The sequence below is a fragment of the Streptomyces sp. NPDC059787 genome (assembly GCF_042732315.1).
Lineage (GTDB): Bacteria > Actinomycetota > Actinomycetes > Streptomycetales > Streptomycetaceae > Streptomyces > Streptomyces atrovirens.
Genome location: NZ_JBHWHX010000008.1, coordinates 1,520 through 10,713, shown reverse-complemented (window position 1 = coordinate 10,713; position 9,194 = coordinate 1,520). Strand labels below are relative to the sequence as shown.

5 protein-coding genes and 2 pseudogenes are annotated in these 9,194 nt (G+C 71.0%); 6 read left to right on the top strand and 1 reads right to left on the bottom strand.

Annotated features, from left to right (window positions below; translation table 11 throughout):
- Positions 1 to 410: 410 nt before the first annotated feature.
- Positions 411 to 950 (bottom strand): nuclear transport factor 2 family protein, encoded by a 540-nt coding sequence (locus tag ACFV5H_RS09680; protein WP_385193829.1) that lies wholly within the window; start codon positions 948 to 950, stop codon positions 411 to 413.
- A gap of 212 nt (positions 951 to 1,162) precedes the next feature.
- Here ACFV5H_RS09680 and ACFV5H_RS09675 point away from each other — a divergent pair, with 212 nt between their 5' ends.
- The 6 genes and pseudogenes from ACFV5H_RS09675 to ACFV5H_RS09650 all read left to right on the top strand — a co-directional run.
- Entirely contained in the window at positions 1,163 to 1,546 is a 384-nt protein-coding gene (locus ACFV5H_RS09675; RefSeq protein WP_385058880.1) for a CU044_2847 family protein, read from the top strand.
- Positions 1,547 to 1,557: 11 nt separating this feature from the next.
- Complete coding sequence (locus ACFV5H_RS09670) at positions 1,558 to 3,567, top strand: trypsin-like peptidase domain-containing protein (RefSeq protein ID WP_385058878.1); 2,010 nt, start codon at positions 1,558 to 1,560, stop codon at positions 3,565 to 3,567.
- The gene (locus ACFV5H_RS09665; RefSeq protein ID WP_385058876.1) at positions 3,567 to 4,658 is read left to right on the top strand and encodes an AAA family ATPase; all 1,092 of its coding nucleotides are present in this window, start codon (positions 3,567 to 3,569) and stop codon (positions 4,656 to 4,658) included. The genes ACFV5H_RS09670 and ACFV5H_RS09665 overlap by 1 nt, the downstream gene beginning before the upstream one ends.
- Positions 4,658 to 6,049: pseudogene (locus tag ACFV5H_RS09660) on the top strand (SAV_2336 N-terminal domain-related protein); the annotation flags it as partial. The gene ACFV5H_RS09665 and the pseudogene ACFV5H_RS09660, both read left to right, overlap by 1 nt.
- Before the next feature lie 327 nt (positions 6,050 to 6,376).
- Positions 6,377 to 7,039: pseudogene (locus tag ACFV5H_RS09655) on the top strand (nucleosidase); the annotation flags it as partial.
- A 273-nt stretch (positions 7,040 to 7,312) separates the two neighbouring features.
- The coding region (locus ACFV5H_RS09650; RefSeq protein WP_385194013.1) for a tetratricopeptide repeat protein at positions 7,313 to 9,194 on the top strand (1,882 nt) is incomplete at its 3' end.

Below are 9,194 nucleotides of genomic sequence, written 5' to 3'. Positions count from 1 at the left end.
CCTGCACACCCCCCGCTTCCCGCTGTTGGGGGGGGCGCTGGGGGGGGGGCGGGCCGGGGGGGGGGGGGGGGGGGGGGGGGGGGGGGGGGCCCCCCCCGCCCACACCGCTCGCACTCCCGTTTTCTGCGGGTCCCGTCGGCGCGTGTAGAGGGCAACGACTCCACGGCGTCCCACTGGGCGGCGACCACGGCGAGCCGGTCGTGTTCGGCGGGCGGCAGCCGGACGTGGAAGCAGCCGATCGTACGCGCTGTTCCGTCCTGGGCCGGTCCCGCCCTCCGTCACCGTACGACGGGAGACCTCCACCGTCGTACGGCGAAGGAGGGCACCGAGCGGGTCGTGACTCATCCGCCCCGTGTCGTCCCCGGGCGGTCCGGCGGAACCCGCCGCGACGAAATCATGCTCGAACAAAGTCATGTGCTGCGTCTTTCGATTCGGAGAACGGGGCGGAGCCAGGAACGTCCGACCGGATCGGCCCCCGAAAGGGGCGGGGCCCGCCCCGCGTGGTGCTGCTCGGTCGGCTGCAGGAGGGAGCCGGTTCCCATCGCGGCGACCATGGTGTGGGTGTCGAGGACGGTCTCGAAGTGCACGGGGACGCCGTCCCGCAGTCGCCACACGTGTACGAAGCGCGTCCTCATCGGCTTCCCGATCGCCGGGTTCCTGCCGCTGCAGTGGCCGAGTGCGACGACACGGCCCCCGGCGTCCATGATCTCCGCGGGGGCAACGGTGAAGTCCTGCCACTCGGTGACGAAACGGGAGAACACGTTCTCCAGGATCTCCTCGCGGCCCCGGTACGTGCCTCCGTAGTGCAGACCCGGCGGAACGGTCCATTCGATCCGCTCGTCGAGTCCCGCGAGCAGCGCGGTGACGTCACCCTGGACGAGCGAGCCGTACAACGCTTCCACCACCGTGCTCCCTGTGGCGGCGTGTCCGTCGTGCTGGTGCGTGACCATGTGGAACCTCCGTGCTGTGTCGATGGGCGGTCGGCGCGCGCAGGCGGTGGGGGAAGGCGAGTGCCGTGGTCCCGGTTCTCCCGCGACAGGCACATCTGTCCCGGGTGGTCGCTGCGCTCAGGGCACCGAAGCGATTCGGCGTGATCGGTCCACGGATCCGACATGCTGCTCGTACCATGTGATCTGCCAGAGGTGGCAAGTGAGGGGGAGCCATGTCGCAGCTCGTGCGCTTGCGGATGCCGGATGAGCAGGTCATCTGGGCCACGGTTGACGAGGGTGACGGGCCCAGCGACTCCGGTCTCGGCGAGCGGATCACGGAAAGACTCGAGGGGTTCCAGGAATCCCTCCAGGCCGTCGCCTCCAATGTGCGCAACGCCGTGGCGAAGGCCCGTCCCGACGAGGTCAGTGTCGAGTTCGGTCTGGAACTGGCTGCCGGCGAGAACGGCCTTGTCGCCGCCCTGGCAGGTGGCAGCGGCAAGGCGGCGTTCAAGGTGACCTTGAGCTGGAAGGGCGAGCCCGCCACTGTCACACCGGTGGTGCCACCGCAGCCGGCCCAGCCCCCGGCCGTACCCCCGGTGCCACGGGCTCAGGACTGAGGCCACACGCCGTGCGCAGGCCCTCGCCGTTGTCACTTCTCCAAGAACACCTGGGCACCTGCCGCGTGCGCGTCCACGGAGCGTCTCAGGGGGCGGGTTTCTTCGTCGCCCCGGGCTACGTGGTGACCTGCGCCCATGTGGCCGGGGTACGGACAGGCACTCGGTTACCCGTCTTCTGGAACGACACGGAGTTCGAAGGATCCGTGCTGACCGCGTCGGCCCCGCCCAGGGGCCGGGACTTGTGGCCCTATCCGGATCTGGCCGTGGTACGACTTCTCGACGCACCCACGAATCATCCGTGCGTCTGGCTGGACACCATGCCTCCTTCGCGCGACGCCCCTCTGACCGCGATCGGCTTCTCCGACATCTACGAGTCCGGAAAGGCGTCCGAGCGCTCCGCCGCCCTCACCCGCGGGGGCACCACGAAGCTGCAGGGCGGCTCGATGCTGGAGTTGGTGGGCGGCGAGGTCAACAAAGGGCTGTCCGGCGGCCCGGTACTGAACCACGAGTCCGGCGGCGTCTGCGCGATCGTCAAGGCCACCAGGCTGCGGAACACCTCCATGGGAGGTCTCGGTACCCCCGTGAGCGCACTGAGGCTGCTGGACGTGGAGGTCTACCGCACCCTCATACGGGCACATGACGTGTTCCACGGGCAGGACGACCGGTGGGCCCGGCTGTCCGACGGCCTCATCGGGCACGGCTCGGGAGGGGCCGGTGAGGGTCTCGACCCGGTGCTCGGCCCCGCCGAGGAACGACAACTGCTGGCGATCCTCTCTCGGCTGCCGATGGAGCCGATGGACGAGAAGCCCTTGCCGGCCCACCGGACAGGTGCCGAAGGCGGATCCGACGCGAGACCGTCCAGTACGAGCAGCCATCGCGCCGCGTTCTTCGCAGCAGCCGTCGAAGGTGCCCGCGAGCCCGAGTCGTATCCGCTACTGGACCACCGTGACGTCTTCACCGAGCTGACCGCCCAGATGCCGCCCGAGGCCGGTCAACTGCCCTACGAGCTGGCCTTCGCCGCCGACCTCGCTCGTAAGGGCGTGACGGATCCAGCTTGTCAGGGAGCCGTGCAGCAGCTGCGCGACCTGGTGCTGATCACAGCGGGCAGGCTCGGGCTCGGTGAAAAGGTCCAGCAGCGTCTGGCCCAGGGGGCCGCGTCGGAAGCCCAGGCATCGATCATCGGCAGGATTCGCCATTCGATGCGCGACCGACGGCTGTACCACGTCAGGGTGTGGCGCTACCGCTCGGCGAACGACATCGATCCGGCCGCCCCGGAGTCGGACGCGCTTCCCCTGAACCAGGCGGTCGAGCGTCTGGTGGCGCTGCTGCCCGAACAGATCGAGATCATGGGCGGGGCCACCCGCCCCGGTCTGATCGAGTTGATCCTCCCGAAAGAGGTACTCGACGAAGGCTTCGCCGATCTTTCGCTCTGGCCGCAGTTGCCCTGGTTCTCACTGGGCCGCAAACAGCGTGTGGTGGTCCGGCCGCTTGAGCGGCACGAGGCGCCCGCGTTGCACGCGGCATGGGCTGAGCGCTGGCAGCAACTGGACGGCAAGGCGGTCAGCGAGATGATGGTGTGCGTGTGCGGTCGGGGTGATCAGCATCAGGCCGCGCTGGATGCCTCGTTCGACAGCGATCCGACATTGGCCGCGCTCGCGCTCGCTGGTTCTCCGCAGTCGCAGCCGGTCTCGGACGCCTACCAAGTGGCCGTCGCGTCCGGAGTGCCGATGATGGTGTGGCGGCGGGGCAGCCCGGCCTGTGAGCGTGACGACGGTGCCCGATGCGGGGCGCCGGACAGACGGGCCTGCCCCGGCAACGGGTTCTTCGCCGAACTGTGTGCCACCTTGGACGACACACGGCGAGACGAACTGCCCGAGAAAATCCGCCAGTTGCGTATCGACGCGCAGAAGCCCCCGAAGAGAGAAGGGCATCTCGGTGACGACATCGTCCTGTTGTGGGACGACCCCGGACGCCAGATCCCTCGGTCTCCTCTGACCCCGGCCCAGGAAGGACGCCCCTGATGAGCGAGTGGCGGATCTACCGAGGTGTGCGCGAGCCGCACGACGGCATCGACCGTTTGCCGGATCCGCCGCCGTGGCGGGACTTCGAGCACGCCGGTGAGGTCACCCCGTTCGACCGGAACGCCGAGACTCCCGGGGACCGGAGGCTCCCGAGAGCCGACGCGTACAAGGCCGAGGAACGCACCATCGAGGCGGTCAACACGGCCCTGTACCTGCGCCGCCCGCTGTTGGTGACGGGCGATCCCGGCGTCGGGAAGTCCACACTGGCGTATGCGGTAGCTCGTGAACTGAAGTTGGGCACGGTGCTGCGCTGGCCGATCAACAGCAAGACCGGACTGCGCGACGGTCTGTACCAGTACGACTCGCTGGGCCGGCTGGAGGACGCCGGAGTCACCCGCGCGGCCCGAGACCCTGCAAGCGGTGTGCCAGAAGCGAGCGGGAAGGGAAACACCGCCGGAAAAAGTGTCACCACGGTCCCGGCCGCGGAGGCGGAGCACGGTACGGACGTCGGGCGCTATCTGCGGCTCGGACCGCTCGGCACGGCTCTGGCGCCGTACGCATTGCCGCGCGTCCTGCTCATCGACGAGATCGACAAGAGCGACATCGACCTGCCCAACGATCTCCTCGACGTCTTCGAGGAAGGCATGTTCGAGATCCCGGAACTCTCCAGGGTCGCCGACAAACAGCCCAGGGTCCGGGTCCGCCCGGCCGACGACGGCGCCCGGGTCACGGTCGTGCGCGGCACAGTACGCTGCCACACGTTCCCCTTCGTCATCCTGACGAGCAACGGCGAGCGTGAGTTCCCGCCCGCGTTCCTCCGTCGCTGCGTCCGGCTCCATCTCCCCGCCGTCGACGACGACGAAAGGCTGCGGACCATTGTGCGGGCGCATCTCCCCACCGCCGTTGAGGACGCCGACGAAGTCATCAGCAGGTTCCTCAGCCACGCCACGTCGGGCGAGCTGGCCACCGACCAGCTCCTCAACGCCGTCTACCTGGTGAGCCGTACGGCACATGACGGTGCGCCGAGCCTCGACCGGCTTACCGCGCTGGTGTTCCAGCATCTCAATGCGACGGTGCCGACGGAGTCGTGATGGAGCGATTCGGCTCGCTGCTCGCCGACCTCTGCCCGGCGGAGCAACCGCCCACACCTCGCGAAGTGGCCGAACTCATTTGGCTGGCACGCCATTTGCCCGAGGGGATCGGGCCGGCCGGGCGGGTCCTCCTGCCGTCCGAGGACCGCCCGGTTCCGTCCACCGTGGAGGGCGGCCCCGGGCCGGAGTCGTCACAGGTCGGTGACAGTGACCGATCCGGATCCGAATCCGAAGCCACGCGGTTCTATCTGCCTCGGCACGGCTCCCCGAATGAGGGAGCGGAAACAGAAGCCCTGCAGGCGGCGCCGGTTCGGGTAGGCGGGTCGGCGGCGTTGCCCCGCCACCGCGAACTGGCGCGCGCGCTGCGCCCTCTCAAACGGCGCGTCCCCTCCACGGTGAGCACGGTTCTCGACGAGGAGGCCACGGCGACCCGGATCGCCGACCACCACCACTGGATTCCTGTGCTCACGCCGGCCGAGGACCGATGGCTCGACCTCGTGATCGTCATGGACGCGTACAGCGAGAGCGGCGTCTTCTGGGAGCCGCTCGCACGCGAACTGCGCGCCCTGTGCCAACGGCTCGGCGCGTTCCGTGACGTACGCCTGTGCCGTTTGCTGGCACGGAGCGACGGTTCTCCCGGGCTCGGAATCAGCGCCGCGACCCCACCGCACTTGCTGCGCTCGACGAGTTCGGCGGTCGATTCCACGGGCCGCACGATCACCCTCGTCCTCACGGACGGCGTGGCACCGGCTTGGGGGTCCGACATGCTGAGGAGGGCGCTGCGGAAGTGGGCGGCCAGTGGCCCGACGGCGATACTCCAGACACTGCCTGAGCACGCTTGGGAGCGGACGGCCCTGGCGCCGGAGCCGGGGCGCTTTCGCAGCACGGAAGCGGGAGGGGCCAACTCCACCCTGCTGTACACCGGTTATGGCTTGCGTTCGGACGGCCCGAAGCGTGGTGCTGTTCCCGTACCGGTGTTGGGAATCAGCCCTGAGTGGCTTGCCCCCTGGGCGCACGCGATCGCGGGACCCGCCGCGTTCGACGCGGCCGCGGTGCTGTTGCCCGCGTCCGCGGCACTCCCACGGTCCGGCCCCGAGGCGCTCGATGTGAACGAAGTGCCCGGACGGGACGTCACGTTCGACGACTTCCGGGCCCAGGCGCAACCCGAGGTCTTCCGTCTTGCCGCGTACCTCGCGGCTGTCCCGCTCAATCTGGCGGTGATGCGTACGGTGCAGTCCGCGATGCTGCCGGACAGTCCCCTGTCCGACCTGGCGGAGATCGTCTACAGCGGACTCCTCCGGAGAGTGCACGGCAGCGCCCGCACCGACGACGTACTGGGTCAGGCATATGAGTTCGTTCCGGGGATGAGGGAGCGCCTGCTGAGTACCATCCGCCGGGACGAGGCCGACGAAGTGATCGCCACGGTCTCCACCTACCTGAAGCGCAACGTCCCGGCGATCAGCGCTCGCTTCACGGCCACTGTGCCCGACCTCGACGGAACGCTCACCCTCCCGGCGGGCGCGCGGCACTGGGCAGAGGTCCACAACCTGGTACGCCGGCGACAAGGCGGACGTCCGGCGCCGGCGGCACCGCGCGAGCGGACAACGCTGGACGTGGCGACGGAGCCAGCACCACGACCAGCTGGGCCGGCAGCACGATCCACCGTTCTCGTCCTGACCGCACTACCCCTTGAATACGCCGCCGTCCGCGCGCACGTCATGGAGCGGCGGGAGCTGGTGCACCGTGACGGGACCCGGGCCGAAGGAGGCCGGCTACCGGATACTCCCTGGCAGGTCGTCCTCGCCGAGCTGGGCATGGGCGCCGAGCGGACCGCCGCTCTCACCACCCGGCTCATCAACTGGCTGCGCCCCGAGGCCGTGTTCTTCGTCGGTATCGCCGGCAGCCTGAAGGACGACGTCGGGATCGGCGACGTCGTCGTGGGCACACAGGTGTACGAGATCCACGGCGGCAAGCGGACGCCGGAGGGTTTCCTGGTCCGGCCGAAGGCCCTGCCGGGCTCGCACGCGCTCGAACAGGCGGCCCGTTCCGCCGTGCGGGACATGCCCGGCGTACGAACGCACTTCCTGCCGATCGCCACGGGCGACATCGTCCTGTCGGACGCCGAGTCCGAGATCGCCCGGTTCCTCCGCAGGAGCTACAGCGACGCGGGTGCGATCGAGATGGAGGGCTCCGGTGCATTCCAGGCGGCCCATCTGAGCAGCCGGCTGGACGCCCTGGTGATCCGGGGCATCAGCGACCGCGCTGATGGCGGCAAGCGTGATGCCTACGTCGCCGGTTCACAGGAACGCGCCGCAGAGCAGGCGGTCGCGGTCATGATGGCGGTGCTGCGCAAGCACCGGCCCCGACACGGCAATGAGGAGGTCTCCCCCCGGCTCGGGGACGGGACGCGGAACGGGCGGGGGACAACGGCGCTGTTGACGGCCCTGGCCGAGGGCGCGGGTGGGGACGGCGGACGCCGGGCGGTGGAGAGGCTGGCGCGGGCGGTGGGGCTGGAGGCCGGGGCGTCCGTCCGGGAGATCGCCGAGGCGGCGGCGGATCCGGCACGGCGGGAGGCCGTGCGGGAGTGGGGTGAGGCGGTGGCCGACCTGCTCGCCGCCGATCCGCGGGGCGTCGCCGGTGCCGTCGCGCGGGCCATGGAGCGGTTCGCGCCGGGAAGCGGGACGGCCTGGTACGACGGCGACCACTCCGACTTCCGGGGCGGGGCTTTCCTGCGCGAGGCGGTCGGCGTGCAGGTCGTGATCCAGCAGGGCGGGGCCGCCGACCCGGAGGCGCTGGCCGGCCTGCCGCCGAGGCCCGGCGGATTCACCGGCCGGGAGCAGGAGACGAGGGAGTTGCTGCGTGCGCTGGACCCGGCCGGGGCGCGGTCGGCCGGGTCGGCGGCGACCCTCGTCGCCGCCGTGTCCGGTCTCGGCGGCATCGGCAAGACCGCGCTCGCCGTCGAGACCGCGCACCTGGCCCGTGAGCGGGGCTGGTTCCCCGGCGGAGTCCTCTTCATCGACCTGCACGGCTACGACCGGGAGCCCGTCACCGCCGACCGTGCCCTCCAGGCCCTGCTGCGCGCCCTCGGTACCCCGCCGGAACACGTCCCCACCACGACGGGCGAGCGGGCGGCGCTCTACCACGCGACACTGGCCGCCCGAGCCCAGGAGCGCGGCGCGGTGCTGGTCCTGGCCGACAACGCCTTCTCATCGGACCAGGTACGGCCCCTCCTGCCGGGCGACTCCCGGCACCACGTCCTGGTCACGTCACGCCACCGGCTGCCCCAACTGGGCGCGCGGTTCGTTCTTCTGGACCGGCTCAGCCCGCAGCAGGCGTACGAACTCCTCGACCGTGCCCTGCGCATCGCCGACCCGGACGACAGCCGGGTGGCCGACGACCCCGACACGGCCGAGCGACTCGCCGGTCTCTGCGGGCACCTCCCGCTGGCCCTGCAGATCGCCGCCGCCCTGCTGGCGGAGGACCCGGACAGGCCGGTGACCGAACTCGTGGACGAGATGGCCGGGGCCCGCGACCGGCTCGACCACCTCGACGACGGCGAGCGCAGCGTCCGCGCCACCTTCGAGCTCTCCTACCGCCGACTGCCACCCGAGCACGCGCGGCTGCTGCGCCTGCTCGCTCTCGCGCCGGGGCCCGAGGCGAGCGACGAGGTCGTCGCCGCGCTGGTCGGTGCCGCGGAGCCTCCGGTGCGCGGCCTCGTGGCATTGGCCCGTGCACACCTCGTGGAGAGGGGGAGCGAACGCGGGTGGTGGCGGTTGCATGACCTGGTGCGGGTGTTCGGGGCGGATGTGGTGGCGGGGGACGCGGGGTTGAGGGAGGAGGGGGAGGCGGCGCGGGAGCGGGTCCTGAAGTTTTATGTGCGGTGGGCGGATGCGGCTGACGACCGGTTGCGTTGGCTGCCGGGTTCGGAGGAGCCGGAGCGGTTCGGGGACCGGGGGCAGGCGTTGGCGTGGCTGGACGGGGAGCGGGCGGGTCTGGTCGCGGCGGTGGGGTGGGGGCGGGAGGAGCGGTTCGCGGGCGCGGCGTTGCGGCTGGCCTTGTGTCTGGGGGAGTACTTGGCCTGGCGGCGGTATTTCGACGACTGGATCGCCGTCGCGGAGGCCGCGCGGGAGGCCGCGCGGCTTGTCGGGGACCGGCTGGGTGAGGCCATGGCGTGGAACAACCTCGGCAGCGCCCTGAGGGAGGCGGGCCGGGCGGGGGAGGCGATCGACGCCCTCACCCGGGCCCGCGACCTGTATCGGACCACCGGAGACCGTGGCCGCGAGGCCATGGCGTGGGACAGCCTCGGCATGGCCCTGCGGGAGGTGGGCCGGGCGGAGGAGGCGATCGACGCCCACACCCGGGCCCGTGACCTGTACCAGGCGGTCGGGGACCGCCACGGTGAGGGCAGGGTGTGGAACAACCTCGGCATGGCCCTGCGCGAGGTGGGCCGGGCGGAGGAGGCGATCGACGCCCACACCCGGGCCCGTGACCTGTACCAGGCGGTCGGGGACCGCCACGGTGAGGGCAGGGTGTGGA